This is a genomic window from Ensifer oleiphilus (assembly GCF_013371465.1).
GTDB classification, from domain to species: Bacteria; Pseudomonadota; Alphaproteobacteria; order Rhizobiales; family Rhizobiaceae; genus Ensifer; species Ensifer oleiphilus.
This window is the reverse complement of sequence record NZ_JABWDU010000018.1, coordinates 1-24,257: the sequence shown is the minus strand read 5'-3', so window position 1 is coordinate 24,257 and position 24,257 is coordinate 1. Positions and strand designations below refer to the sequence as shown.

The 24,257-nt window shown below is 62.0% G+C and carries 24 protein-coding genes; 11 read left to right on the top strand and 13 right to left on the bottom strand.

The features are described 5' to 3' along the window. Positions 1–355 precede the first annotated feature (355 nt). Positions 356–1,378 (top strand): DUF535 family protein, encoded by a 1,023-nt coding sequence (locus HT585_RS32350; protein ID WP_176356679.1) that lies wholly within the window; start codon positions 356–358, stop codon positions 1,376–1,378. 315 nt (positions 1,379–1,693) lie between these two features. Here HT585_RS32350 and HT585_RS31350 read toward each other — a convergent pair whose 3' ends face one another. From HT585_RS31350 to HT585_RS31320, 7 genes are read right to left on the bottom strand one after another with little or no spacing between them, the layout of a single operon-like run. Continuing rightward, positions 1,694–2,629 (bottom strand): carbohydrate kinase family protein, encoded by a 936-nt coding sequence (locus tag HT585_RS31350; protein WP_176356678.1) that lies wholly within the window; start codon positions 2,627–2,629, stop codon positions 1,694–1,696. Then, positions 2,626–3,135, bottom strand: coding sequence for an ureidoglycolate lyase (locus tag HT585_RS31345; RefSeq protein ID WP_176356677.1), 510 nt, complete (start codon positions 3,133–3,135; stop codon positions 2,626–2,628). Before HT585_RS31345 ends, HT585_RS31350 begins: the two co-directional genes overlap by 4 nt. Beyond that, positions 3,132–3,872: a BtpA/SgcQ family protein gene (locus tag HT585_RS31340; RefSeq protein ID WP_176356676.1), complete on the bottom strand. Its 741-nt coding sequence runs from the start codon at positions 3,870–3,872 to the stop codon at positions 3,132–3,134. Before HT585_RS31340 ends, HT585_RS31345 begins: the two co-directional genes overlap by 4 nt. A gap of 26 nt (positions 3,873–3,898) precedes the next feature. After that, positions 3,899–4,681 carry a GntR family transcriptional regulator gene (locus HT585_RS31335; protein ID WP_176356675.1) on the bottom strand — a complete coding sequence of 261 codons (783 nt, stop codon included), beginning with the start codon at positions 4,679–4,681 and terminating at the stop codon, positions 3,899–3,901. Positions 4,682–4,700: 19 nt separating this feature from the next. After that, positions 4,701–5,561, bottom strand: a complete 861-nt coding sequence (locus HT585_RS31330) for an ABC transporter substrate-binding protein (RefSeq protein WP_176356674.1) — start codon at positions 5,559–5,561, stop codon at positions 4,701–4,703. A gap of 30 nt (positions 5,562–5,591) precedes the next feature. Then, positions 5,592–6,356, bottom strand: coding sequence for an amino acid ABC transporter ATP-binding protein (locus HT585_RS31325; protein ID WP_176356673.1), 765 nt, complete (start codon positions 6,354–6,356; stop codon positions 5,592–5,594). Continuing rightward, positions 6,353–7,279 carry an amino acid ABC transporter permease gene (locus HT585_RS31320; protein ID WP_176356672.1) on the bottom strand — a complete coding sequence of 309 codons (927 nt, stop codon included), beginning with the start codon at positions 7,277–7,279 and terminating at the stop codon, positions 6,353–6,355. Before HT585_RS31320 ends, HT585_RS31325 begins: the two co-directional genes overlap by 4 nt. A gap of 123 nt (positions 7,280–7,402) precedes the next feature. Between HT585_RS31320 and HT585_RS31315 the strand changes: the two genes are divergently transcribed. The 9 genes from HT585_RS31315 (at position 7,403) to HT585_RS31275 (ending at position 17,018) form a co-directional block, all read left to right on the top strand. Beyond that, a complete protein-coding gene (locus tag HT585_RS31315) occupies positions 7,403–7,753 on the top strand; it encodes a M20/M25/M40 family metallo-hydrolase (RefSeq protein ID WP_210270648.1) in 351 nt (116 codons plus the stop codon). Positions 7,754–7,942: 189 nt separating this feature from the next. Further along, positions 7,943–8,452, top strand: a complete 510-nt coding sequence (locus HT585_RS31310; RefSeq protein ID WP_176356670.1) for an RNA polymerase sigma factor — start codon at positions 7,943–7,945, stop codon at positions 8,450–8,452. A 90-nt stretch (positions 8,453–8,542) separates the two neighbouring features. Continuing rightward, positions 8,543–9,478: a FecR domain-containing protein gene (locus HT585_RS31305; RefSeq protein WP_176356669.1), complete on the top strand. Its 936-nt coding sequence runs from the start codon at positions 8,543–8,545 to the stop codon at positions 9,476–9,478. A gap of 219 nt (positions 9,479–9,697) precedes the next feature. Further along, a complete protein-coding gene (locus HT585_RS31300) occupies positions 9,698–12,157 on the top strand; it encodes a TonB-dependent siderophore receptor (RefSeq protein WP_176356668.1) in 2,460 nt (819 codons plus the stop codon). After that, entirely contained in the window at positions 12,151–13,206 is a 1,056-nt protein-coding gene (locus tag HT585_RS31295; protein WP_246708033.1) for an iron-siderophore ABC transporter substrate-binding protein, read from the top strand. Before HT585_RS31300 ends, HT585_RS31295 begins: the two co-directional genes overlap by 7 nt. Then, complete coding sequence (locus HT585_RS31290; protein WP_246708032.1) at positions 13,206–14,009, top strand: siderophore-interacting protein; 804 nt, start codon at positions 13,206–13,208, stop codon at positions 14,007–14,009. Before HT585_RS31295 ends, HT585_RS31290 begins: the two co-directional genes overlap by 1 nt. Further along, complete coding sequence (locus HT585_RS31285) at positions 14,006–15,109, top strand: FecCD family ABC transporter permease (RefSeq protein ID WP_176356667.1); 1,104 nt, start codon at positions 14,006–14,008, stop codon at positions 15,107–15,109. The genes HT585_RS31290 and HT585_RS31285 overlap by 4 nt, the downstream gene beginning before the upstream one ends. Before the next feature lie 125 nt (positions 15,110–15,234). Then, positions 15,235–16,218, top strand: a complete 984-nt coding sequence (locus HT585_RS31280) for a FecCD family ABC transporter permease (protein ID WP_176356666.1) — start codon at positions 15,235–15,237, stop codon at positions 16,216–16,218. Continuing rightward, a complete protein-coding gene (locus HT585_RS31275) occupies positions 16,215–17,018 on the top strand; it encodes an ABC transporter ATP-binding protein (RefSeq protein WP_176356665.1) in 804 nt (267 codons plus the stop codon). Before HT585_RS31280 ends, HT585_RS31275 begins: the two co-directional genes overlap by 4 nt. Positions 17,019–17,115: 97 nt before the next feature. Here the strand turns inward: HT585_RS31275 and HT585_RS31270 are convergent, their stop codons facing one another. From HT585_RS31270 to yghU, 3 genes are all read right to left on the bottom strand, one after another. Next, positions 17,116–17,769: a glutathione S-transferase family protein gene (locus HT585_RS31270; RefSeq protein WP_176356664.1), complete on the bottom strand. Its 654-nt coding sequence runs from the start codon at positions 17,767–17,769 to the stop codon at positions 17,116–17,118. A gap of 398 nt (positions 17,770–18,167) precedes the next feature. Next, positions 18,168–18,545 (bottom strand): hypothetical protein, encoded by a 378-nt coding sequence (locus HT585_RS31265; protein ID WP_176356663.1) that lies wholly within the window; start codon positions 18,543–18,545, stop codon positions 18,168–18,170. 10 nt (positions 18,546–18,555) lie between these two features. Beyond that, positions 18,556–19,470 (bottom strand): glutathione-dependent disulfide-bond oxidoreductase, encoded by a 915-nt coding sequence (gene yghU, locus HT585_RS31260; protein ID WP_176356662.1) that lies wholly within the window; start codon positions 19,468–19,470, stop codon positions 18,556–18,558. A gap of 45 nt (positions 19,471–19,515) precedes the next feature. Between yghU and HT585_RS31255 the strand changes: the two genes are divergently transcribed. Beyond that, positions 19,516–19,824 (top strand): hypothetical protein, encoded by a 309-nt coding sequence (locus HT585_RS31255; RefSeq protein ID WP_176356661.1) that lies wholly within the window; start codon positions 19,516–19,518, stop codon positions 19,822–19,824. Between the two features lie 305 nt (positions 19,825–20,129). Here HT585_RS31255 and HT585_RS31250 read toward each other — a convergent pair whose 3' ends face one another. The 3 genes from HT585_RS31250 to HT585_RS31635 all read right to left on the bottom strand — a co-directional run. Then, complete coding sequence (locus HT585_RS31250; RefSeq protein ID WP_246708031.1) at positions 20,130–20,441, bottom strand: I78 family peptidase inhibitor; 312 nt, start codon at positions 20,439–20,441, stop codon at positions 20,130–20,132. Between the two features lie 228 nt (positions 20,442–20,669). Continuing rightward, a complete protein-coding gene (locus HT585_RS31245; protein ID WP_176356660.1) occupies positions 20,670–23,657 on the bottom strand; it encodes an autotransporter outer membrane beta-barrel domain-containing protein in 2,988 nt (995 codons plus the stop codon). Between the two features lie 364 nt (positions 23,658–24,021). Then, positions 24,022–24,257 (bottom strand): hypothetical protein (locus tag HT585_RS31635; protein ID WP_210270646.1); only part of this gene is annotated, 236 nt, incomplete at its 5' end.

The following is a 24,257-nucleotide window of genomic DNA, read 5'->3' as shown; positions in this document are numbered from 1 at the left end:
GGCCGCAGGTTCAAATCCTGCCCCCGCAACCAAATCATAAAAATAGCCCGCCAGACCATAACGTCGGCGGGCTTTTTGTCGTTCGGCGTTGACGGATCGCGCAGGTGAACTCCTCGGCAGGTAACCAACCGTCACGGCGCAGGTGGATATGAGAACACGTCGATATCCTTAGCGGACGCGTGTCTCGCAAATCTCCCTGATCCGAGGGGCCATCCGGCGGGCCGTATGAGGGTTCGGATGGCTCAGTCTGCAGCTCAACGTCCTCAATCCTTTGGCAATTCTCCACACTATGCCGACGCGTCCTTGACTGTTCTGCTTAAAACCTCAACGCATCCATTCTTGTAAGGATCATCGTGTGCTCTATCGTGAGCGAGGCCAAAACAGTGCATTGGGGAAGACCTTAGCGACGACGAGTTTGCTTGGTTCTTCGGTACATACCCGCACCAAATTGTCGTTGGTACGGTCGTACTTCGGCCGCTTGGGCCCATCCACTCTCAGAGAGAAGCGTCGTCTGTGGTTGGGCATTCTCCGATCGCCTGTGAGCACGCTGCGCTGGCTTGAAAAACTCCATGTGCTCGGCGAGCAATCTCTCGTGGAGACTATACCGTTCGATTTGGCAACCAAGCCTGCACGCAGATTTTTGCTGAATCGGCTCCGACCTGCGCAACGCTCGCGACTGCTTGCCTCTCATTACGACGTCCTCCTTGATACGCTCGGACCGGAAGATGTCCGAGCGTTGCTGACAGACGTTGGGCTCATCCTTTCGGCACCCGTGGGGCGAACTGGCACTCGATATGAACTCAGATTGGAGCGGAGTTCCAGGTGGCTTGCGAAGGAAGGTGAGTTGAGTTGTCGATTGCTTACAGTGGACGGCGGAATCACCGTTGCCACGCTCAGCTTCACTATCGGAAAGATTGTGGACGCAGGTCCAGTCTTCCTCTGGGTGGGAGGACTGCAGGGTTGCCCCAAACAGTACGGAAAAGCATTTACAATTCAAGTAACACGAGATCTTTTCGGACTAAGACCAAAAGACCTTTTGATCCACGCAGTATACCAATTCAAAGTATCTTTCGCTGCCAAAAGCATCCTGGCGGTTTCCAATGTGGGTCACGTTAGTTTCGACATCCGGAGCGGAAAAAGATGGATGGCGGACTACGACCAATTCTGGATCGAACTTGGTGGTGTTGCGCGTGACCGTTACACTTTCGAATTGCCTTCATCTCGCAGCAGGCGATCTATCGAAGAGGTCGCGCCATCAAAGCGTTCGGCTTGGCGGTTACGTCAGGCTCTCATTGATGAGGTGCGCAGCGATATTCACAATTGCACGTCAAGTCGGTTGAACAGTGCAAAAAGATCGTTCAGCTGTAGCAAAAGCTAGCCGTCACGGTGTTTAAGCATGGCATGTTGGCACCTCTGGCGGGGTAATGCTCACCCAATTTTGGCCCCTTGGATTTCATCCGACCATCCGGCTATTGGCAGCGTATCGAGTGGGGAAGTTGAAGAGTGGCGGATGCGATTGCCCGCGTCCGACGAGCCTTCCATCTTCAGCGCTGGAGGTGAAAAAGATCACCAGCGAACCGAATGTCTGGCACGCCACAACTTCCGCGGACCAAAGCGCGTCGCGATCTTTCAGAATCGCTTGGCGCGCATTGGGAGTGCCGCTTTACGTTTCCATAGCTGGTATTCGTGCCCTCTAAGGCGCGCGCATTTCTTCACGCCACGCGCGAATTGCTTCCGCGCCGGCCTTGCCGCCACGCGGACCGTGGATCGTGACTGAGCGGGAGGCGGCGGCGATGGAAAAATCCAATGCCTCGGCAAAAGGCTGGCCCTGGGCCAGACACCATGTCAACGCTCCGCCGAAGGTATCCCCAGCGCCGGTCACATCGACGACATCGACCGGATAGCCGGCTGCTTGCAGGCGCGTCTCGCCGTTGTGTGCCTCAGCACCTTCAGCGGCCAGAGTGCGCACCACCCAACCGATCTCGTGATCCCGTATCCAGCCAGCGATGCGGGAGAGGTCATCATGGCCGAAGGCGGCGCGGAAGCCGACCTGGTTGAAGATGACGACGGCAGCGCCTTTGAGATAGGGCAGATCTTCTGACGTGCAGCCGCCGACATCGAGATCGAAGATTGCGCGGCGGTCGTGGCGCCTGAGATCGGCAACCAGATCGGCCTGCTTGAGGGCGCCTCCGCCCGTCTGGGCATGGAGCCGGCGCACGCGATAAAGTGTGGTGTAGAGGAAGCCCGGCTGGCGCAGGGCAGCAAGCGTTGCCGGCGAGAGCCACATCGGTTGCTCTCCCATCTCCACTGTCAAAACGACGTGCTCACCATCGATGAGGAAGATGAGATTGCGCGATTCCGCGACGGTCCGATCGATCAGCATATGATCGGCGGCGACGCCATTCTCCCTGAGGTCATCGATCAGCCGGCGCGACAGCGGGCTATCGTTTAGCAGGGAAATGAACTGGGTGTCGCCTCCGAGCGCCGCGTGCACGACGGCGGCGTTGGCAATGGAACCGCCGATTTCTGCCGGCAATTCGCGGACCATGCCCTTGTCTGCCCGGCCGGGCCAGCGGTCGGCAGTGTAGTATTCGTCGAGCGCGACATCGCCGATGAAGAAGGCCGTCATTCGGGTTGCCCTTGCATGATCTGTACCCGGCGCGAACCTCCCTCGACCGGCACCCAGGGGCTCTCGCCCAGGCCGCAGACCGCCATCCAGTAATAGGGCGTCGGGCCGGATGCGCCCCGGCAGGCATCGTGCCAGACGCCCCGATGCATCACCACCGCCTTGCCCGGCGTGATGACGAATGCCTCGATGTCGGCGGCAACAGGGGCATTGGCCGTCGACGCTGGCGCCACCGCAAGAACGATCGCTTCGCCGGCGCAGAAGATCGCCTCTTCGGTCAGCAGATGCCGTTCCATCGCCGAGCAAGACCAGGGCGCTCCCGGCGCGCGCGTGATGCCGAGGCGGGGCGAACCTTCTACCAGCGGGACACGGGTGAACCCATCACGCCATCCGTCGCCTGTCGTCCAGATCACCTCACGGTCCTGATCGTCTACGAGGTCATAGACCTTGCCGTAGCGGGCAAAGTTCTCGGATGTGACCGGGCTTGCCCAAACAGTGTCGGTGCTCATGCTGCACTCCGTGCGGTGCGCACAGCGCGCATCAGCCGCGCGACATGGCCGGCCTCGACCCTGCCGGTATCCTTGTGATCGTGCTTGAACCAGCTTCCGACAACGGCGCCGTCAGCATACGCGAGTTGCTCGACCGCATTCGCTTCAGTGAGGCCAGCGCCGATGAGCAGCGGCACGGTTCCACCGGTTGCCGCACGGAAGCGCGCGACCTTGTCCATGTCCGTCGGCTGGCCGGTGGCATCCGACGTCACCACAAGGCCGTCACAGCGTGCCGCACCCAGACGGACGTCGTCTTCTTCAGATCGCCCCGAGAGAACCGGTTGATACTTGAACCGTACGCCACCGAGCAGCAACGCCGACACACCGGCCCGTCGCCCCGCAAGGTCAGCCGCAAACGAGGCATCGCTTTCGGGCGGCAGATGGCCAGCGACGGAATCCACTTGAATGAAAGAGACGGGAAAGCGTCCGGCAAGGGCAAAGGCCCGCGCGTCGTCGCGCAGCACGTTGACGCCAATCCGCGCGCCGAGGACGAGCGCGCACAGTCGCTCGAGCACGCGCTCGACATCGTCGGCATCGCCAAAGTAGTTTTCGACCACCAGCCCGTCGACACCTTCGCCGGCCATGATGCGGGCCTCTTCTTCGGCCTGCGCGCATTTTGCGGCAGGTCCGTCGCCGGTCAGGTGCAACATGCCGAGGATGGGTTTCGGGGTTGTGAAAGTCTCGCCAAAACGGCTCATGTCAGTTCTCCTGGGTCGCGCCGCTGTCATGCGGGCGCGGTGTCGCGCCCCCAGCGCGTTGCGAATTTCATCTGGACGGCCGGCGAGTAGACGATCGACGTGCGTTCGACCAATTGGTCGTCGGCATCGAGCACGTCCCCGCTGGCGCAAAGATAGCCCGGCACGGAAGGCGCCGGGGCAAAGACCTCCCGAAGACGATCGGACGGCGGCACGACGGTGAGCAGCAGTTCCGAGCGAAGGGGATGGCGATCGTAGTCGCGGCGCAGCACCTCGTAGAGGGATTGCGCGCCGAAATCGTAGGCATCGATGCCGGGGTAGAGAGCAAGGTCGAGCTGCGACGTATCGACGTTCAACCAACTGATCGTCTCGCCGTTTGCCAGACCTCGCGCACGCACCAGGAGGAGTTCGCCGTTTTCCACCCGGTGCTCCAGCACCCGTGTCACCGGGCGCTGGCCCTGGCGCCGGGCCAACTCCGTGAAGCTGCCGAAGTTCCAGATGTTGTGGCTGATCGGCCGGTGCGAGACGATGGTGCCCCGGCCGCGCACCTGCTGAACCAATCCTTCCGACACCAGGAGCGCCATCGCGTTGCGGACGGTGGTCCTGGCAATGCCGAACTGATCGCGCAGCTGATTCTCCGAGGGGATGGCTTCCCCCTCGGAAAAGTCACCGCTCAGAATGGCGGCGCGCAAGGCCCGGTAGAGCTGCCGGTAGAGCTGTTCGTTCGAAAAGGAATCGAGGCGAAAGCGTGACAGCCGGTCATCCGGGCTTTCGGTGGTTGCGTTGGCGTCTGGCGTGGAAGGATGGGTCAAGGCAGGCTCCGGCAAGTGGTTACTTCGTGGCTCCGTTTATCTTGAACTCCTCGACGCCCGCCTCTTTCAAGCCGTGGCGGTCGAGGATCTGTGCATAAGTGCCATCGGCCTTCAGCACATTGAGCGTTGCATGCACCGCATCGCGCAACTCACCATTCGCCTTGGCGAAGGCGATGCCGTAGTGGTTGATTTCTCCGACGTCGCCGATCTGGTAGAACTTGCCCGGCTCCTGCTTGATCAGGTCGAGAAGTCCCTCGAGCCCGATGACCGAGGCCTGGGCACGGCCCTGGCGGATCTGCATGATGTGTTCGGCCTGGGTCGGGATCTGAATGACGGTGATCAGCTTGTCGGCCGGGCAGATCGACTTTCCAAGCTCTTCCGCCCAGGTGACCCAGCTCGTGCCCGTCGCGACAGCGACGGTCTTGCCGCAGAGGTCGGCCTCGGTCTTGATCTCGCCCTGATGGTCAACGCTGGAGTAGAAGACGTTGCCGGTCTTGAAATAATCGATGAAGTCGAGCTGGGTCTGGCGCTCGACCTTGTCGGAAAAGGCGGTGATGATCATATCCGAGCGGCCGGTGACGACCTGCGGGATGAGCTGCGGGAACTCGACGTTCTGGAATTCCGCCGTCAGGCCAAGGCGCTCGGCGATCGCCTTGGCAAGATCGATGTCGAAGCCCTTGAGCTCGGTCGAGCCGGCGTCGCTGTATTCCATCGGCGGATAGGCGAGGCTGATGGTGAAGTTCAGCTTGCCGGCCGAGCGAACAGCTTCCGGCAGGGCGGCCGCGAGTTTTTCGTCGGCGGCATGGGCGGCCACGCCGGATGCTAGGCTGATGAATGTGGCTGAGGCGAGCCCCAGGACCATCGGCAGCAGTTGTTTCATTTCCGTTCTCCCTTTTTTGAACTTTGTTGATCAGGCCAGCACACGGCTGAGGAAAGTGCGCACGCGCGGGTCGCCAGGGTCGCTCAGAACCTGCTGGGGCGCGCCCATTTCGCGGATCTCGCCGTCGATCATCACCACGACGCGGTCGGCGACTTCGCGGGCAAAGCCGATCTCGTGCGTGACGACGATCATGGTCGTGCCGCCGCGCGCCAGATTGCGCATCACCTCCAGCACCTCGCCGACGAGTTCCGGGTCGAGGGCGCTGGTCGGTTCGTCGAACAGCATGACGCGCGGTTCCATCGCCAGTGCCCTGGCAATCGCGACGCGCTGCTTCTGGCCGCCGGAAAGCTGCGAGGGATAGCTGGACGCCTTCGCGGCCATGCCAACCTGCTCGAGCAGGCCCATGGCACGGGCTTCGGCCTCGTCGCGGCTGAGACCCCGCACGACCATCGGCCCCTCGATGACGTTGCCGAGCACCGTTCGGTGTGCGAACAGATTGAAATGCTGGAACACCATGCCGAGCTGGCTCTGCTGGGCGCGCAACCGCTTGACCGGCAGTTCCTGAAGGGCGCCGCGGTTGAGTTCATAACCCATGATCGCGCCGTCGACCCAGACATAGCCGCCGTTGGGCGTTTCCAGATGGTTGATGCAACGCAGGAATGTGCTCTTGCCGCTGCCTGAAGGCCCGAGGATGCAGAGCACCTCGCCATAGGCGACTTCAAGATCCAGTCCCTTCAGGACCTCGTGGCTGCCAAAACTCTTGCGGATACCGACCGCCTTGACTGCGAGGCTCATGCTTCCCCCCTTGCGGCGGGCCGCCGCGCCCAGGCCCAGAACCCGCGGCGATCGCTGGTGGCGGTGGCGGCATCGCGGCCGAAGTGACGTTCGAGATAATATTGGCCAATGGAAAGGACGGTGGTTCCCGCCAGGTACCAGACGGCGCAGACGAACAGGAGTTCGATGACGGCGCCGTTGATGAAGTAGATGCGCTGCGCGGCGTTCAGCATTTCGCCCATGGCGATGGTGGCGGCCAGCGAGGAGAATTTCAGCATGCCGATGGCGCTGTTGCCGAGCACCGGCAGGATCAGGCGCACCGTCTGAGGCAGGATGATGCGTCGCATGGTCTGGCCCGGCGTCATGCCCAGCGTGTGGGCTGCCTCCTTCTGGCCGCGGTCGACGGAACCGATGCCGCCGCGCACCACCTCGGTGAGATAGGAGCCTTCATTGACGCCGAGCCCGAGCACGGCTGCCACGAACGGCGTGACGACGTCGACCATGCGCGCATCGATGAGGCCCGGAAGATAGAGGCGCGGAAATACCAGTGCGATGTTGAACCAGATGAGAAGCTGGAGCAGCACCGGCGTGCCGCGGAACACCCAGACATAGAGCCAGGCGGCAAAGCGCAGAATCGGGTTCTCCGAAAGTCGCATGATGCCGAATGCGAAGCCAAGGACGACGCCGAGCGCAAGCGCGCAGGCCGAAATCAGCAGCGTCCAGCCGAAGCCGGTGACGATCACGCCTGCCGTCAGGAACTGGCCGACCACCGTCCACTGGATTTGCCCGACGGCGAAAGCTCGGACGATGACGGCGAGGAGCAGAAGGACGATGCCGCCGCTGACCCAGCGACCGGGATGTCGCAGGCGACGGACGGTGACATCCGGGCCGGGCAGGTCGATCAGCGGCAGGGCTGCGGGTGAAGAGTGAGGCAAATGAGGCATGAAATCCACTTGTAGGGTTAGGCCTACAACTTACTACGGACGCTTTTGCCTAGAGTCAAGCGCCGTTTGTTCGTCCTTTGGCCGGTCGACCTGCGCCATCCCGACGAGGCCGAGTTGGACGCCATGCATGATGCGTTGATGCGTGGCTGCAGTGACCTTGCGTCCACCCACTCGACCATAGGGCTGGATGTTCAGCCTCGTTGGCACTCGCCCGTCGTTCGGTTCGATCCGAGCCTCGCAAAGCTGGTCAGGTCGAGTGCCCAACGTATGGGTGTGAGCGCCCATGATATGGTGTCTGGGGCAGGCCACGACGCCTTTCATCTGGCGCGACAGATACCAACGGTCATGATCTTTGTTCCCTGCCGGGACGGCATCAGCCACAATCCGCGCGAATACGCCTCGCCGGAGGATGTTGCCGCTGGGGCGAATGTCCTTCTGTCTGTCGTCCTGGAGAGGGCCACGTCTCGCGGATGAACCACTCGGATTTCCACCGGGCCCAGGGTGGATGTTTTTTATGACCGCGTTGTCCCGCAACGCCCCAGGTAAACACGCACCGTCGATGTCACCGTGTTAACATGAGTTTTTTAATCCACTATTGCCAGCCGATTGCCAAAGCGCTATTGGGGCAAAAATGGATTGTCGACAGACATGTGAGGGCGGGCGATGGCGGGTTACGACGACGAACTCGTAACGGCGTTTTCCAGCAACGAGCGCCGGATCAAGCGCTATCTCGACGGCAAGACACGGTCGAAGGCGGATTCGGAGGATCTGGCGCAGGAGGCCTGGATCAAATTCGCCCGCAATGGCGCCGCCGCCTTGGCCGCCCCCGTACCCTATCTGATGCGCATCGCGCGAACCCTCGCGGTCGATCACGACCGCGGCCAAAAGCGGCGGTTGACCTCCAACGATATCGATCTTCTCCTGTCTGCACCCGACGAAAGCCCTGGCCCGGACAAGCAGCTCGAAGACCAGGACCAAGTGCGGTGCCTGGTGCAGATCATGGAAGAACTGCCCGATCGGCAGCGCAGAATGCTTGTCGCAGCGCGGATCGAGCAGCGTCGGCATGTGGATATCGCCGCAGAGTTCGGCGTATCGGTGCGCACCGTCGAGCTGGAAGTGCGCAAGGCCGTCACCTATTGCAGCGAGCGCCTCGACACAATAAATCGGGTCTGACGTTTCGGCTTTTCATTTTTCAATCGTTGATAGCTGTAGAGGCAGGGTCAATCAGTGCCCGGTCGGGAATTGTCTTATCGAGGGGAGCGGGTGTTGGACGAGGATTTCGAAGCTCTCAAACGAGAAGCGACGGCCTGGATCGTCCGTATCACATCCGGGGGGGCAACAACGGAAGATGCCGACGCGCTGCTTGCCTGGCGTGCGCGCAGCGCCGCCCATGAGGAGGCGTTCCAGGTTTCCGCCCGGCTATGGAAAAATCTTGGACCTGCACTTGGTCAAAGCAAGAAGGCACATGCGGGCGTCCTGACGAGGCGGTCCTTTCTGGCGGCCGGAAGTCTTGCGGCGAGCGTCGCGGGCGCCGGTCTCGTCCTGTCGGAACTCGGATTTCTGCCCACCGTCGGTGCGATGCTTGCAGACTACGCCACCGGTATCGGCGAGCAGCGGACGGTTCAGCTTCCAGACGGATCTACGATGACGCTCGATGGCGGGACGACGCTTTCCGCCGATTTTTCGTCCTCCGCCCGGCATCTCGAGTTGACGTCGGGCGCTGCCGTCTTCGACGTCGTTTCCGATCCGGCACGGCCGTTCGTGGTCACTGCCGCCAATGGAAAGACGACGGCGATGGGAACCTCGTTTTCGGTGAAGCATGGCGACGACGATATCTCCGTCGAGTGCCTGAGGGGGCGGATTAGCGTGCAATGTCTGGCCGACAGCTATCTCGTGGATGGCGAAGCCATCAGCTACTCGCAGCAGGGCCTCGGCGAGAAAGTGACCACAGATGCCGAAACGGCGGCGGCATGGCGACAGGGGCTGCTGATCTTCAAGGATAGATCACTGGCGGATGTGGTGTCCGATCTCAATCGGCATCGCCGGGGCAAGGTGATGATCGCCAGGAGCGATCTTCGCGCGCGGCGTGTATCCGGTGTCTTCCACCTCAATCGGCCGGACGAAATTCTTGTCCATCTCGAAGAGACGCTGCAGGTCCGGCCCGTCAATCTTGTCGGCGGAATTGTCCTGCTGCGCTAGCGTGCTTCCTGCATTGCAGGACTGCCGAGGCGGCCTATCAGATTGATTTTCCACATTTCCTGCCGCCAGATTGCTTCTGGATCTTCCTGAAAATGCGATAGCCAGTGGCTCCGCCTTAAAAAAATCCGGAAAAATTTCGGGTTCGTGATTTCTGATCGTTCTCCCCAGTAGAGGCCGCGTCATTGGACGGTTCGGCGACGAATGCATGGGGACATGGGAATGGGGCAGTTTACCGCCGCAAGGCGCCACGGTCAGGGCAACTTCCGGTACAGGTGGAGACTTGCCCGCCTGTCCGCGTTGATCGCACTCGCTGCCCTTGCCACCAACCCATCGCCGACATTCGCCCAGGAAGGTGTCACCTATTCGATCCCGGCCGGCTCGCTTGAGCGCGGCCTGACGCGGTTTGGTGCCGCAAGCGGGATCCAGGTTCTCTACAACAGCGCGGTTGCAAACGGGTTGAGCACTGCGGGCATCAAGGGGCAGCTTTCTCCCGAGGCGGCGCTGAGCGCGCTTCTTGCCAATACCGGTCTGACCTATCGCTTCACCGGGCCGAAGAGCGTGACGATCACCAACCCGGCGCAGGGATCTGAAGCGGTGTCCGTCGATGGCGCGACGCGCCTGCAGACAATCACGGTCGAAGGCGGCGAGAATGCCTGGGGGCCGGTTGACGGCATTGTCGCCAGCCGGTCGGCAACCGGCACGAAGACGGATACGCCCCTCATCGAGGTGCCGCAGTCGATTTCGGTGATCACCGCCGATGAAATCAAGAAGCGAGGTGCCGAGTCGATCAAGGAGGCCGTCAACTATACGGCCGGTGTCCACGTCGGTGGCAGCAGCGCCTCGACCCGCGCCTTCGACAATATTGAAATTCGAGGCTTCTCGCCAACGCCGCTTTATCTCGACGGCACCTATCTGCCCTATATCGGCGACCTCGGCGGCTCACCCCAGATCGATCCCTACCTGCTCGAGCGGGTCGAGGTGTTGAAGGGGCCTTCCTCTGTCCTCTACGGCCAGAACTATCCCGGCGGTATCATCAACATGGTCAGCAAGCGGCCGACCGCAGAGCCGTTCCACGAAGTGGTTGCCGGAACCGGTACCGATGGGCGTGCTTACGGTGCGTTCGATTTTTCCGGCCCGATGGCCGGTGACGATGGCATGCTCTACCGGCTGACCGGTGTCGCGACGCGCACCGATACCAATATCGACTACACCAAGGACGACCGCTTCACGGTCGCTCCGTCGTTCGCGCTGGTTGCGGACGAGGACACGTCGTTCACGTTCCTGTCGCACTACCAGAAAGACAACGGCGTCCCCGACTATCAGCCGCTTCCCTATATCGGAACGGTGGAGGCCGGGCCGTTTGGCAAGATCGATCGCGACCTCTTTACCGGTGAGCCGGCTTACAACGGCTATGACCGCGAACAGGCCGTCGTCGGCTACGACTTCAGGCACCGCTTCAACGACGTCTGGTCGCTCCGTCACAACGCGAGATACATCTCCGTCGATGATTCCTATCGCACCTTCTTCAACGGCGGCTATGTCGCGACAGGCGGCGTGACCGACTACACGACGATCAGGCGCAACGCGATCAACTATTCTTCCGACAATCAGGTTTTTGCCACCGACACCAACCTGCAGGCGGAGTTCTCAACCGGCGAAATCGAGCATACGGCCATCATCGGCACCGACTACAAATGGTTCCGCAACGACTACACGGGCCGCTACGGCTTCGGCAACACGACGCTGAACGTGTTCAACCCGGACTATGGATCCTACAGGGAGCCCACGGTCGGTGCCCGCTGGGACAACAGGCTCAGCCAGCTCGGCCTCTACGCCCAGGATCAGATCAAGTGGGACAACTGGATCCTGACGCTCGGCGGACGCTATGACTGGGCGTGGCAAACCGACAACGACATGCTTGCTTCGAGCGTAAGCCGGAAGAAGGACACCGCGTTTACCGGCCGGGCCGGGCTGATTTATCTCTTCGACAACGGTCTTGCGCCTTACGTCAGCTATTCCACCTCGTTCATGCCTTATTCCGGTTTCGACGGGCAGAGCAATCCATTCAAGCCGACGACCGGCCAGCAGACGGAAATCGGCCTCAAGTATGAGCCGGTCGGCTACGACGCCCTCATCACACTCTCGGCCTTTGACCTGAAGCAGCAGAACGTGCCGACCTACGACAGCCTGACCTTCCTGGCTTCGCAACGGGGTGAAATTCACGTCCAGGGCGTGGAGATCGAAGGCAAGGCAACGGTGTTCGACAGCCTCGACCTTATCGCCGCAGCCTCCTATACCGACTCGGTCTACTCCAAGGCAGATGACGGCACGCAGGGAAACAAGGTCCGCTTCATGCCGCCGGTGAATGTCTCTGCCTGGGCGAAGTATCGGATCGAAGATGGACCGCTCGGCGGCCTCGGTTTCGGCGCCGGCGTGCGCCACTCGAGCAGCGGCTACGGAAATGACGCCAACTCGTTCAAGTATCCCTCCTACACCGTCGTAGACGCGGCGATCTCCTACGACTTCGGCAAGAAGGACCCTAAGCTGCAAGGGCTCGAGCTGAACGTCACGGCGCAAAATCTGTTCGACAAGACCTATGTGAGCGGCTGCAGCAATTACAATTCCTGCTTCTACGGCAAGCCAAGGTCGATCTACGCCAACCTGAGCTTCCAATGGTAGCAGCGATGCCGGAGATCCGGGTTCGCCCGCGCGGCTTCCGGCGCAAGCCGTCCGCGTTGGCGTCCGCCAGATCGTTCCTATCGATCGCAGCAAAAGCAGCGCTGGTGCTGCTGGCGTCGCTGTTTGCCTGCGCGGCGCCCGCTTACACCGAAGACGACTTTCCGCGGCACATCGTTCACGCTCTTGGAACAACTGTTGTGCCGAAGGCACCGGAGCGGATCGTGACCCTCGGCTGGAGCAGCGAGGATGCTGTCATCGCGCTCGGCAAGGTTCCCGTCGGAATGCCGCGCTATCGCTTTTTCGACAGCGGCATCTTTCCCTGGAACGAGGAACGCCTGGGAAGCGCTAGGCCATCCCTCCTTGAAGGTGACCTCGACTACGAGGCGATCGCGGCGCTGCGGCCCGATCTGATCCTCGGCATCTATTCCGGCATCGACGACCTCGCCTACGAGCGGCTCTCCGGTATCGCGCCGACGGTCGTCTATCGATCCGCACCCTGGTCGGCGAACTGGAAGGAGCAGATCGATCTGGTCGGCCAGGCGCTCGGCAAGCGTGCGGAGGCCAGATTGCTGATGGACCAGACCGAGGCCGCCCTGTCGGCGATGGGATCGGGCCGGCCGGCGTTGCGCGGCAAGACATTCACGTTCGGAACTTATGTGGTCGGCGGATCCGGCATCGTCGCCTACCTGCCGGATGACCCGCGCGTCGCCGCCCTTTTGGAACTGGGGCTCAAGGCGTCCCCTGGTATCGTTGCACTTTCTGCTGACAATCCCGGCAAGGGATCGGTGGAGGTGGGCATGGAGCAGAGCGACATGCTCGATGCTGATATCCTGATCATGTGGTACGGCGAGGGCGCGCGCGCCGCTGCCGAAGCCCAGCCGTTGTTTGGGACGCTCGAAGCGGTCAAGCGCGGCAGCTACGTCGCATTGGAGGATCCGGTTTCGGTCTGGTCGACGTCAGCTTTGAGCGTGCTGTCCATCCCCTATGGTTTTCCGACATTTCTGCCCCGTCTCGCCGAGGCGGCGGAACGGGCAGGAAAGGAGCGCTGATGTCTCACGACCACGACCATCCCCCCTATGTGGAGGATTACTTCTTCTGCGAAGTGACGACGGTTCTGCGCCTCACCCCGTCGATGATCCGGATCGCCCTTCGCGTCGACGGCGGCGAGCGGCTGATTTCGACCGGTCATCCTGACGAATGGGTGCGGCTTGCCCTGCGGCCGGATCCCGAGACGCCGGTCACCCTGCCGATTCGGGTGGCAGACGGCAAATGGGGGCGACCCGATGGCTCGCAGCATTGCCCGAACCGACCCTATACGGTCCGTCGCTGGGATGCCGAACGCCGCGAGATGCTGATCGATCTCGTCGCCCACGAAGGCGGCGTTGCGGCAAGCTGGGCGATGGGCGCCAAGGTTGGCGATATCGTCGGCATCTGCAACCCGGAAGGCCGTTTCGAGCCACCTGACGATACGAGCTGGATGCTGCTGGTAACCGATATCACCGGGCTTCCGGCCGTCGGTCGGATCCTTGAGGAGCTCGGCACGGATCAGCGCGCCATCGTTCATGTCGAAATACCGTCCGCCGCCGATCGACAGGAGATCGACAGCGTCGGCGATGTTTCGGTGACCTGGCACGAGACGCATGTCAGGGGCGAGGAGCATGGCGGCTACACGCAACTGCCTGGCATTGCACGGGCGATCGAACGTCTGCCCGACGGCCCGGGCTACATCTACATTGCCGGCGAGGCGCGGGCCGCCTCCGAGTGCCGCAAGCATTTTCGTGATGGCCTGGGTTTTGACAAGACGCGGATCGATGCGATCGGCTACTGGATTAAGGGACAGGCGCGCGTATGATCGCCGATGCCAGAGGTCACGCGCACGCCGATGCGGCCGGTAACGCGGTGCCGACGCGACCCGTGAAAATCCGGCCCACCGGCCATGGCGGCGCGAGACGATCCAGGGCATGGCGTCTGGCGTTGCTTGGCCTCGCCGCGGCCACCCTGGTTTTCCTTTGCCTCGCCAGCCTGTTGCTCGGCGCGCGGCACGTGGCATTGCCAACCGTTGTGGATGCGCTCTTCAGCTATGATGCGACGTCTGCCGAACACATTATCATCCGTGACTATCGCCTGCCGCGGACCTTGCTCGCCCTGCTCTGTGGGGCTGCTTTCGGTGTCTCCGGCGCGCTGATCCAGGCTGCAACGCGCAATCCGCTGGCTGATCCCGGGATCCTGGGGGTCAATGCGGGCGCCGCCTTCTTCGTGACGCTCGCTGTCGGGATGTTCGGCGTGCACGCGATTGAGAGCTACCTCTGGTTCGCGCTTGCCGGCGCAATCTCGGTGACGCTGCTGGTCTATGCGGCAGCATCACAAGGACGGGACGGTGCAACACCGTTGCGCCTGGTCCTGTCCGGCGTCGCGTTGTCGGCAGTGCTTGGCGGCATCGCTTCCTCGGTCATGCTTCTCGATCCTCAAACCTTCGACGCTCTGCGGTCCTGGTCCATCGGCTCGGTGGCGGGACGCGGCATGGCGGTGGTGCGCGCGGTCGCCCCCTTCATCATCTGCGGTCTGGTGCTGGCGCTGGGCATGGCCCGGCCCCTCGATGCCCTGGCACTGGGTGATGATCTCTCCCGATCCCTCGGCGCTGACGTCATTCGCACCCGTTTTCTGGTGGTCATAGCCGTCACGCTGTTGTCTGGCGCCGCCACGGCGGCCGCAGGGCCGATCGGCTTTGTCGGATTGATGGTGCCGCATGCGGTGCGCTGGTTTTCCGGGCCTGACCAGCGCCGGATCATCGCTTACACACTCCTTTGCGCGCCAAGCCTGCTTTTGCTTGCCGATATCGTTGGGAGGCTGGTGCTGTTTCCCAGCGAGCTGGAGGTCGGTATCGTCACGGCCTTCATCGGTGCGCCGGTGCTGATCCTTCTGGCGCGACGCACGAAGGCGCGCGGACTTTGACTGAAACCCGCCTGGACCAACCCCGCGATCTCCGTTCGAGTCCCCGCCCATCCGTTCCGTGTGCCGGGGCGGTCGATTTTGGCCGCGCGGTTGCCATTTTCAGGTTGCCCGGCGGGCGGCTGTCCATGCGGTTCGATCTGCGCGGCCTTGCCGTGAGCGCGGTCCTGTTGTTGCTGATCGCGGTGGCCGGCGCGGTGTCGCTTTCGAGCGGAAAGTTTCCCATCCCGCCTGCTGACGTCATGCGCGCCTTGCTGGGCGGCGCTGACGAGAACATACGCATGGTCGTTACCGAATGGCGCCTGCCAAGACTGCTGCTCGCCTGCCTGCTCGGCGGCGCGCTGGGGCTGAGCGGGGCGATTTTCCAGTCCCTGACCCGCAATCCCCTCGGTTCGCCCGACATTATTGGCTTTTCCGCCGGCTCTTACACCGGCGCGCTAATTGTCATCCTGCTGTTTTCCGGCGGATATTACCAAACAGCGGGCGGCGCGCTCGCCGGGGGGATCGCCACGGCTGCCTGCGTCTATCTCCTCGCCTATCGGCGCGGCGCGCAGGGCTTCCGGCTGATCGTCATCGGTATCGGCATGTCCGCGATGCTTGGTGCCTTCAATGCGTGGATGGTCCGTCAGGCAGATCTTCCTGCCGCCATGTCGGCCGCCATCTGGGGTGCCGGATCCCTGAACGGGCTTTCCTTCGAACAGGTGTTTCCCGTCGTTGCAATGCTGGTCTTCATCACTCCCATTCTTGGAGCCCTGTCGCGACCGCTGCGCCAGCTCGAGCTTGGCGACGATGCAGCAAGGACGTCAGGCATAAACGCAACGCGCCTGCGCCTGATGCTGATGATACTTGGTGTCGCGCTGACTGCGCTTGCGACGGCCGCCGCCGGGCCGATTTCCTTCATATCGCTGGCTGCTCCGCAGATCGCGCGGCGCGTTACGCGCAAGGCGGGCGTTGACCTCATTCCGTCGGCGCTGATGGGCGCGCTCTTGCTCGCTGTGGCGGATTGGGTGGCTCAGCATGCCTTCGGCGTGCAACTGCCCGTCGGCGTCATGACGGTCAGCATCGGCGGCTTCTATTTCCTCTGGCTGCTGATCCGCGAGGCAAGACGATGACGGAGCTGAAAGTCACTGGACCGGCAAGGCTTTGCGTTGAGAATGCGACGCTGCGCTATGACGAGCGGATTATTTCGCGGGATCTGTCGGTCGCCATTCCCGACGGGTCCTTCACGATCATCGTCGGACCGAATGCCAGTGGCAAATCGACCTTGTTGCGGGCGCTGGCGCGGGTGCTTGCTCCTTCGGCAGGCGCGGTTGTGCTCGACGGCAAGGCGTTGGCGCAATACCAGAGCAAGCAATTGGCTCGCACCCTTGGCCTGCTGCCGCAAGCCTCGATTGCGCCTGACGGCATCACGGTTGCCGATCTCGTCGCCCGAGGTCGATACCCACATCAATCGCTGTTCCGGCAATGGTCCTGCGCCGACGAAGCAGCCGTTGAAGCAGCACTCGCTGCCACAGGAACGACCCGGCTTTCAGCACGCCCCGTCGATGAGCTTTCCGGCGGCCAGCGCCAACGGGTCTGGGTGGCAATGGTTCTCGCCCAGCAAACCCCGATCCTCCTGCTCGATGAGCCGACGACCTACCTCGATATTGCCCACCAGATCGAACTTCTCGATCTTTGCCAGGATCTCAACGCAAAGGGGCGCACGGTCGTCGCCGTGCTGCATGATCTCAACCATGCCTGCCGCTATGCCACCCACATCATTGCCATGAAGGACGGGGCCGTCGTCGCGCAAGGCGCGCCGAAAGACATCGTCACCGAGCAACTGGTCGAGAATGTCTTTGGCCTGCCCTGTCTCATCATCCCCGATCCAGTCGCAGGTACGCCGTTGATCGTGCCGAAAGGCAGGGGATGAGGACGCAGGTCGGCCAGCGGCTGCGGCCTGCGGGCCGCTTCATGTGGAACCGTGCCGCCTTGGCGTTGGATGTCCGCTTCCGGTAAAGAGTGGATCCTTAACCGTCTGGCGATACGGCGGTGAAAACGGCCAATTGAGCGTCGAAAGCGCGCCGGTAGGCCGGCCGCGCCTGGCCGCGGGCGATGTAGGCGGAAAGATTCGGATAATCGTTCAGCAAACCCGATCCCTCCAACCTGCGCAGCACGGTCACCATAAGGAGATCGCCGGCGCTGAACGCGCCGTCCAGCCAGTCGGCATCGCCCAGCCGGAGAGACAGTTCGCCCAGTCGTTTACGGATGCGTTCCTCGACGACAGGCCGGCGCTCCTCATACCAGGGTTTGTCGCTCTCCAGATATCTGGCGGCTTCGCGCTCGACGATGGGCGGCTCCATTGTGTTGAGCGCGGCGAACATCCACGTGATCGCGCGCGACCGGGCGTTCGCATCGTCGGGCAGCAGGCCCGAATGGCGCTCGGCGATATGGAGGACGATGCCTCCCGACTCGAACAGGGCAAGGTCGCCTTCTTCGTAGGTCGGGATCTGCCCGAAAGGCTGAAGCGCGATATGGGCGGGTTCCCTCATCGCCCTGAACGAAACAAGACGGACGTCGTATGGCTGACCCGTTTCTTCGAGCGCCCACCGAACACGCATGTCACGCGCCATCCCCCTGCCGCGATCGGGTGACCGTTCAAAGGCGGTAATCGTGATCGTCATTGTTGTTCTCCATGGCTTGTCAGTCTTGAAGACGACTGGCGAGATGGGATTCCGACACACCGCCGGGTTATGATTTCACTCCCGCTGTCGATCGCGCTGAATGCAATCGATCTCGCCGTACCTGTAGCATTGGTCTTCTTGTTTGACGGGGACGTGGCTTCCCCTGGCATTTCCGCGGATACGTTCCTGAAGGCATGCCAACGATGAGGATTCCCGACCAGAGGCACGCCCCGTCTTGGACGCGCCGGCAATTTGGCAGCAGCGTGTCAGTTTAGCCGCGCCTCCCCACAAGTCAGATCCGTGGAAGAAGCAACCATCGCCGTTTGCAAGCTAGCGGCCGGTTCGTCCAAAGGACCTGTGCGGGGGGGGGGGGGCGCACAGGTCGAGGGGGCGTTGACTCAGACTTCGAAGATGTCCTCGAAGGATTCAGGGAAGCTCTGCCGGGCGACGCGTTCGTTGATGACGAGCAGGGCTTCGTATGACACCGGATCGAAATCCTTTTCGGCAGCCATGACCTCGCGGCCGAAGAGGAGATTGAGCCGGGCGGCGTCAAGATTGCCGCGCTCGAACGGTTCGGCGCCGAAGTGGTGCCAAAGGGCGTGGAGGAATGCCGCATCGATGCGGTGCGCTCCCGAGCCCGGCCGAGCGTGGCGGGGCAAAGCCTTGATCGGCGTTGCCCCTTTGGGATTGGCGCGGCGGATAACGAACTGTATGCCTGTGCCTGGCATGGCGTAGGGAAAACCCCGGTGTTTCGTCATATCAGGCAGCTTCGCCATTCGTTTCTCCTTATGCTGTCTCGTTTTGGTTGATCTTGTCCTGCGTCTTCGTATCGAAGTCCGAGGCGTCGTGGCGTTCGTGCAATTGCTCGTATGGATCGCCGCTCAGGCGATTGACCATGCGGCCGCGCTTGACCGCAGGGCGGGCGGCGATTTCCGCCGTCCAGCGCTGGACGTTGCTGTAGCTCTGGACATCGAGGAAAGTGCCGGCGTCGCCGTAGGACTGATTGAGCGCCAGGTTGCCGTACCAGGGCCAGATGGCCATATCGGCGATCGTGTATTCCTTGCCGGCCATGAACTGATTGCCTTCAAGGTGGCGATCGAGCACGTCGAGCTGGCGCTTCACCTCCATCGCGTAACGGTCGATGGCGTATTTGATCTTCATCGGCGCATAGGCATAGAAATGGCCAAAACCGCCGCCCAGGAAGGGCGCGGAGCCCATCTGCCAGAACAGCCAGTTGAAGGTTTCCGTGCGGGCGCGAAGCTCGGCCGGCAGGAATGCACCGAATTTCTCCGCGAGATAGAGCAGGATGGACGCAGATTCGAACACGCGAACCGGCGCGCCGCCGCCTTTCGGCGCATGATCAAACAGCGCCGGGATCTTCGAGTTCGGGTTGATTTCGACGAAATCGGAACCGAACTGGTCGCCATCGCCGATGCGGATCGGCCAGGCATCGTATTCTGCTTCAGAATGGCCGGCCGCCAGCAACTCTTCGAGCATGATCGTCACTTTCACGCCATTGGGAGTGGCAAGTGAATACAGTTGAAGCGGATGCTTGCCGACGGGCAGCGCCTTTTCGTGCGTGGCGCCGGCGATCGGGCGGTTGATACTGGCGAACGCGCCGCCGTTGCCTTTGTCCCAGGTCCAGACCTTGGGGAGTTCATAGCCGGCGGGAAAATTATCGGCCGGGGATTTCTCGCTCATAAAATCTATCCTTGTCGTTGCCAGAACACATCCGAGCTACCCGGTGTGACGTCGCTCAATATAGGTCGGCGCTCGGTCTTCACCAGCTCTCGCCACCTGCCGGCATGGTGGATTTTTGAACAAAAGGTGGCCACGATGCAATGGCTGAGGGAACGTCAAGATGGCAACGCGGTCAGCCCGGAGCCGTGCTACCGGTTGAGCGATGCCGACGCAACCTTCCGCAATGATCCAGTTCCTCGTTTTCTCTTGGTTGGCTATCGATCCTTGTCGATGGGATCGACCCACTTCGGGCATCGCTGCCAGAAACAGCTGGAACCGGTGGAGCCGGCAGACAGCATTTACGGTGCAGGGTGAACCTGCTCCTCACATCGATCAAGCGATTCTGATTGGCGTGTTTCTGACCAAGCGATTGCTTCTCACATGATCGTGGCGGTAGCGAGCTTGCGCGGTCCGTCGTGCACGAACGCTGCGATGTGGGAGCCTGCGTGGGCCGAGGTCTGCCGAAAGCAGAGCGCGGATCGTGCCTTCTTCACCTTCGGTGTCGAAGCCGCCGAGCAGGTCGAACGATACAACCGGTGACGGTGCGAGCATTGGCACCGGGGGCACTTTTCACTGGGGAGCTGATCTGGCCCCCCCTGCATCGTGCCATTCGTGGACGTCTATCCGCAGATAGCGCGGACAATCTTGCCCGTCGCCGGGTCCGTTTCGATGGTGACGCGCTCCTGCCGGAAGTCCATGGTGGCCGGATCCCCGGGCTTCAATTGCCTGACGATCGTCGCACCCGTCATCTGCTTTGCGTCCTCGTCGGAAATCCTGTCCTTGCCGGCCAGGGCTTCGGCGGCATCCGGCTTGCAGGGTCCTGCCGTTTGGGCTGCGGTGGATTCCGGCTCCTTCTGGCAACCGGCGGCTCCAAGCAGGAGCAGACCTGCGGCAAGCGCGGCGAAATGACGGGCGTAAATCAAGGGCATCATCCTTTCACTTCTGAAAACGACGAACAATCAAAGGAATAAGGCGGCAGCGAGACCAATGATCCATTGCGGGAAGGTCCGGTTGTGGACAGGCGAACCTGGGATGGCAGCCATTGACGCGTGTCGATTACCGAAAGCATGTCGCGCAAAAGTGTGCAGCGGTTTTGCGATAATGACATGTGTGAAAACAAGACCCTAAGCGCGCCAAGCGAATCTGAAGATCGCCACGCTTTAGAAGTTTACGATCAGGTTTGCCCGAGCGGCGCTCGATTTCGCCCCGTCGGCGAATTCGCCCAGATAGGTCAGCGTCACCTGCGCGGTTGCGGATAGCCTCGCGGAAATGCCTGCCTCCATCACCAAAGCATCGCGCGGCATTGCGACGCCACCGATTGTGAAGAAGCTGCCGCCGGCAAATGCCAGCCGCGCCGAAGGCGTCAGGTCTCCCGCGGCATGCCGCCAACCCAACATGCCGGAGGCAGCGATTGGCAACTCGCTGCCGGGAACGTCTGCCGACCAGCGCAGGCCAACCGTCGAGACCGTCACCGCATCCGAGCCTTCGGCCGCTGAGACCGCGGCCGTGCCGCCCGTCTCGCTGAACGCGTCGGTATCGAGATCGACATAGGCGATGTTGGCGAAAGGCTGGAACTTGATATTCTCCGCCGCAAACGTCCAGGACAGATCGGCAAAAGCCTGGCGGGTGGCGCTGTCGTAGTCCGCGGTCAGGCTCTCGGCGAGGGAACCAAAGGCAACGCCGCGTCGGGTCGAGATTTCGTTATGAGAATAGATCGCCCCCGCCATCAGATCCAGCAGTCCGATTTCGCCGGAGACATAAAGACCGGCATGATAGGAATCCGCGCGTGCTTCCGGTTGCATGGCGAGATGGCTGTAGCCGAGAAGGCCGCCGAGGCGCCATGTGTCGGAGATCGCTGCATCCGCCCCGAACACGACACCCGCGGTTCGACCATCGACGCCGGCCGCGTTGCCGTCATCGGAGAGCTGGTTTGCGGCTGCATAAGCGGATGTCCAGAACACGACGTCGTCCGATTGCCGCAAGCCCTGGCCTTGCGCCGGGCTCTTGCGATCGAGAACCGCCTGTCGCGGAAAACGGCTGTCCCAGAGCAGTTCGCTCTTGAGAGAAGCATGGGCTTCGCCGCTCAGTTGCGAAAAGGCGCTGCCGGCGGATTGCTCGTCCAGTGACACAACGTTTTGGAACAGCGGGTTCGACGGTCCAAGCGCCTCGACGGCATTCGCTGTCGCACGACCGTTCGCTGTCTCCGCCACATCGGCGAAACGAACGTCATTGCGATCAAGGGTGAGATCGACGCTGGTGGCGCCGTAGGTCAGGCTCGGCAACAGGAAGGCAAAGTTGCTGATGACGTCGTCAAACGCGCCGGTGACGCTACCGCCCGTCAGGATGGTGTAGTCTGTCGTTGGGGCATAGGTGCCGCTTCCGGTCAGAATTTCGAGCGTCCCGCCTTCGATGCTGATGGCACCGGACACATCGAGGCGGTCGGAGAGGCCCGTCGTATCGACTTCCACCCGGTAGATTGATCGAGACCCGAATGTCACGTCCCCATCGACGGTGGCGGTCTTAATGCCTGGGCCGGGCGAGAACACGCCACCCGCATTGACCGCCAGTCCGCCGATGACGCCGGTGCCGGACAAAAGGCCGCCATCGAAGACGTCGACGCTGCCCAGGACCACGCCGTCGTTGACGAGCGAGCCGCCTGTGACTGTTGCCGTGCCATTGATCGTGCCCGTGTTGGAGAACAGGCCACCGCTCACCGCCAGTGAGGCGATGGTTCCGTCGTTCGAACCGGCGCCCGAATTTTTCACGACGCCGGCAATGGAGCCGCTGTTGTTGGTGAACGTCCCCCCGGAGCCGACGTCGACGTCAGCGAGCACTGCATTGTTGACGACGCTGCCGCCCGATACCTCAGTCGTGCCGGTGACGGTGCCGCCGCCGTTGTTCGTGAAAGTGCCGGCGGTATTGTTCAGGGACGCGACTGTCCCCGCATTCGAGGTGCTGCCGGCATTGGTCAGCGCGCCGACCGTCGCGCCGCTGTTGTTGACGAAGGCGGCCGCCGCCGCGACGTCTGCTTGCGTCACGACGAAATTGTTCGTCACTGTCCCGCCTGCGACCGTTGCCTTGCCTGCAATCGTGCCGCCGGAGTTGTTGGTAAAGGTCCCTGATGTGTTCGTCAGGGAAGCGATCGTGCCGGCATTGGAAGAAATGCCACTGTTTGCGACCGCACCGGCGCTGGCGCCGGAGGTGTTCGTAAAGCTGCCGCCGGCGCCGACGGTGACGGTGGCAAGCGCCGCATTGTTGGTTACGTTGCCGCCCGAGACCATCGTCTCGCCGGTCACTTCGCCGCCGAAATTGTTGGTGAAGCTTCCGTCCCTGTTGTTGACGGAGGCGATCGTGCCGGCGTTCGATACAGTGCCGGAGTTTGTGACGTTGCCCGCCGTCGCACCGTTGTTGTTGACGAAGGTGGCGGCGGCTTCGACATCCGCTTGCGTGACGACGAAATTGTTCGTCACGGTGCCACCCGAAACCGTCGTTTTTCCCGTGATCGTGCCGCCGGTGTTGTTGGTGAAGTTTCCTGCCGTGTTCGTCAGCGCGTCGAGCGTTCCGGCGTTGGAGCCGGTGCCGGCATTGGTAACGGCGCCGGCGGTTGCGCCGCTGTTGTTGACGAATGTTCCCGCGGCAGAAACGTTCACGTCGCCGACCTGGCCGTTGTTGGAAAGCGACGTCGCCGAACCGATCGCGGCGCTGTCCAGTGTCCCGTTCACCGATACGTTGCCGTTGTTCAGCGTCAATTTTCCGTTCAGGTCGCCGTCGATGGACAGGCCGCCACCGTTCAGGTCGACATCCGAGTTCAAGGCGCCGCCGGCGTTGATGCTGATGCTGCCCGAGGCAATCGTGCTGCCGCTGGTGACGGTGAGCGCACCGGTATTGCTGATCGTGACATTGCCGCCGTCGACGCCGAGTTGGCGAATTGTCGACGAATTCGTGACCTGGGGAGAGCCGTCGTTGACGACAGCTGCATCGCCCGTGCCGGGCAGGGCGGGGTTCCAGTTCGCGCCGTTGCCGAATTCATTGTCCGAACTGCCGGACCAGACGGACTGGGCAAGCGAAGGCACAGTCAAAGCGAGCGTGGCTAATGCGGTGAAAAGGCCGATACGCCGGGAGTGTGTCGCAAGCGGTGTCTTCTGCATGGGGAACTGCCAATGCTATCGAACGCTCGCGAGGTAGCCAGCGATATGGATGACGATACCTAGCTAACCATGGTTAATGATTCTCTACCACAGCTGGCGCGACCGACGGCACGGAGCGCGCAATGGCATCGGATGCATGAGCCGCCGCCGTGTCGGAAGCAAATGCCATCGTATCAACGGTCTCTATTCCGGGATCTGCGAACAGCGACGTCGGTCGGGCGCAGAACGCGCCGTTCTGCAGAGTTTCGGGGGCGATGGCGGGACGGGCGTTTCAGCAGGATGTGCGGGAGGCGGGTGAAGCGCGATGCCGGGGTCATTTCAGCCGCCAATGGCCGCTCAACGTCCGACCGGTCGCACGGAACCTTCAGCCGCAATAGGACGTCCGAGCCCGCTCGTGCGGTTTCTTTGGCATCGAGCCCGGCTGTTCGGTAGTTTGGTCGCCGAAATCTGCCGTTGATTTGAGTGTCTTGCTGGCTGTTGAAAACTCTGTCTCATATTTCCTGTTTGTTTTCAGTGCGTTGTTGTTTCTTGTCAGTTTTTTGAAATTGTCTGTTGACGTGTTCGAGGTGTGGGGTCTATAAGCCCGATCACTGACGAGGG

What these genes read in the sequence shown, in the direction of transcription:
- HT585_RS31350 (WP_176356678.1), bottom strand. Translation starts at nt 2,629, where the DNA reads ATGACGGCCTTCTTCATCGGCGATGTCGCGCTCGACGAATACTACACT.
- HT585_RS31345 (WP_176356677.1), bottom strand. Translation starts at nt 3,135, where the DNA reads ATGAGCACCGACACTGTTTGGGCAAGCCCGGTCACATCCGAGAACTTT.
- HT585_RS31340 (WP_176356676.1), bottom strand. Translation starts at nt 3,872, where the DNA reads ATGAGCCGTTTTGGCGAGACTTTCACAACCCCGAAACCCATCCTCGGC.
- HT585_RS31330 (WP_176356674.1), bottom strand. Translation starts at nt 5,561, where the DNA reads ATGAAACAACTGCTGCCGATGGTCCTGGGGCTCGCCTCAGCCACATTC.
- HT585_RS31325 (WP_176356673.1), bottom strand. Translation starts at nt 6,356, where the DNA reads ATGAGCCTCGCAGTCAAGGCGGTCGGTATCCGCAAGAGTTTTGGCAGC.
- HT585_RS31320 (WP_176356672.1), bottom strand. Translation starts at nt 7,279, where the DNA reads ATGCCTCATTTGCCTCACTCTTCACCCGCAGCCCTGCCGCTGATCGAC.
- HT585_RS31315 (WP_210270648.1), top strand. Translation starts at nt 7,403, where the DNA reads ATGCATGATGCGTTGATGCGTGGCTGCAGTGACCTTGCGTCCACCCAC.
- HT585_RS31310 (WP_176356670.1), top strand. Translation starts at nt 7,943, where the DNA reads ATGGCGGGTTACGACGACGAACTCGTAACGGCGTTTTCCAGCAACGAG.
- HT585_RS31300 (WP_176356668.1), top strand. Translation starts at nt 9,698, where the DNA reads ATGGGGCAGTTTACCGCCGCAAGGCGCCACGGTCAGGGCAACTTCCGG.
- HT585_RS31295 (WP_246708033.1), top strand. Translation starts at nt 12,151, where the DNA reads ATGGTAGCAGCGATGCCGGAGATCCGGGTTCGCCCGCGCGGCTTCCGG.
- HT585_RS31290 (WP_246708032.1), top strand. Translation starts at nt 13,206, where the DNA reads ATGTCTCACGACCACGACCATCCCCCCTATGTGGAGGATTACTTCTTC.
- HT585_RS31285 (WP_176356667.1), top strand. Translation starts at nt 14,006, where the DNA reads ATGATCGCCGATGCCAGAGGTCACGCGCACGCCGATGCGGCCGGTAAC.
- HT585_RS31280 (WP_176356666.1), top strand. Translation starts at nt 15,235, where the DNA reads ATGCGGTTCGATCTGCGCGGCCTTGCCGTGAGCGCGGTCCTGTTGTTG.
- HT585_RS31275 (WP_176356665.1), top strand. Translation starts at nt 16,215, where the DNA reads ATGACGGAGCTGAAAGTCACTGGACCGGCAAGGCTTTGCGTTGAGAAT.
- HT585_RS31270 (WP_176356664.1), bottom strand. Translation starts at nt 17,769, where the DNA reads ATGACGATCACGATTACCGCCTTTGAACGGTCACCCGATCGCGGCAGG.
- HT585_RS31265 (WP_176356663.1), bottom strand. Translation starts at nt 18,545, where the DNA reads ATGGCGAAGCTGCCTGATATGACGAAACACCGGGGTTTTCCCTACGCC.
- yghU (WP_176356662.1), bottom strand. Translation starts at nt 19,470, where the DNA reads ATGAGCGAGAAATCCCCGGCCGATAATTTTCCCGCCGGCTATGAACTC.
- HT585_RS31250 (WP_246708031.1), bottom strand. Translation starts at nt 20,441, where the DNA reads ATGATGCCCTTGATTTACGCCCGTCATTTCGCCGCGCTTGCCGCAGGT.
- HT585_RS31245 (WP_176356660.1), bottom strand. Translation starts at nt 23,657, where the DNA reads ATGCAGAAGACACCGCTTGCGACACACTCCCGGCGTATCGGCCTTTTC.